This window comes from Rhodovulum imhoffii (assembly GCF_003046545.1).
Taxonomy (GTDB): domain Bacteria; phylum Pseudomonadota; class Alphaproteobacteria; order Rhodobacterales; family Rhodobacteraceae; genus Rhodovulum; species Rhodovulum imhoffii.
Map to the genome: position 1 here is coordinate 1 of NZ_QAAA01000056.1, position 1,165 is coordinate 1,165.

Below are 1,165 nucleotides of genomic sequence, written 5' to 3' on the forward strand. Positions count from 1 at the left end.
CACCGCCGGTCACCCCGCCAGCAGGATCGACGAGCTCCTGCCATGGAACTTCAACCCGTCAAGCTGAACAGGCGTGCCGCGGTGACAGCGCTTACAACTAGCTGGAATAGGCCAAGATCTCAATTCCCGCTCTTATTGCTGTCTTTTCTACGCAATAGCCGGGAAGCACGAACAAACAGTTTTGCCGCTGTCATCAGTACAGGGTGAGACTTCCGCATTATTTTTGCCGCATAGGCGTTTGCCTGTTTTTCCTGTTCGGCGACTTGCCCACCTTCAGCATGACCCAATACGTGATGCCCAACCTCATGGTAAAAGGTAAACTCTGACCGAAGGGCTATAAGCCATCGTGTAATCACATTTACGTTTTGCTCAGGCCACGCCAATACGATCCCTGAGAAGAACAGATTGTATAATCCGAGGTAATCCAATTGCGGCTGGCTCCTGATAACATCGATGCGGGTAACATTTTCAAGCGCATCCTGAGGGAGAAAACAGCTCCACTTTTTAAGTACGTTTTTAGTGCGATAAGGTTTAGAAACATCGGAAGCAATAAAAACAGGAATGTTGTTGTTCAAAGTTACCTCGGGCCTTTCGGCGACGCGATTACTCATCAGTTTTAGCGTTTGACGATGCAGCGGGTGGAGATTGGTTCGCGACAGTCGCTCGATTTCCATTCGAAACGATTTCGGATCAAGCTCATCAAGCAGCATAAGCAGAACGCCTAGATACCGCGCGACTGGACCACGTGGAGCATTGTGCCAGACATCCGAAGCAAGTTTAGTTCTTACAGTTGCAACTGAATTCGGACCAGCTCTCAACAAATCCCGCCAGGCATCCCTTGTTGTTTCAACGTGGTTAGTTGAAACTCCTCGAAGTAATTTAGCAATCAGGGCGTCCGCGTTATGTTGCATGGAATTTCAAGACCAAAACGAAAATATTTGAACTAGAGAAGGCTTCCGGGGCGTTTGAGCCAGTGAGGTTTGGGCACGCGCGAAAAGATCGACGCTTCCCGGTTCTGCTCTTTCCAACCAATGTTAAAACTGAAAGATTTGAAGAACACCATTCTATTGGTAAGCGCTGTCACCGCGGCACGCCTGTTCAGCTTGACGGGTTGAAGTTCCATGGCAGGAGCTCGTCGATCCTGCTGGCGGGGTGACCGGCGGTG

General features: G+C 49.9%; 2 protein-coding genes. Both read right to left on the bottom strand.

Annotated elements, in window-relative coordinates:
* Positions 1–119: 119 nt before the first annotated feature.
* On the bottom strand, positions 120–911 hold the full coding sequence (locus C8N32_RS14895; protein WP_146159740.1) for an ImmA/IrrE family metallo-endopeptidase: 792 nt from the start codon (positions 909–911) through the stop codon (positions 120–122).
* Between the two features lie 32 nt (positions 912–943).
* On the bottom strand, positions 944–1,165 hold a 222-nt coding region (locus C8N32_RS15185), incomplete at its 5' end, for a hypothetical protein (RefSeq protein ID WP_211309723.1).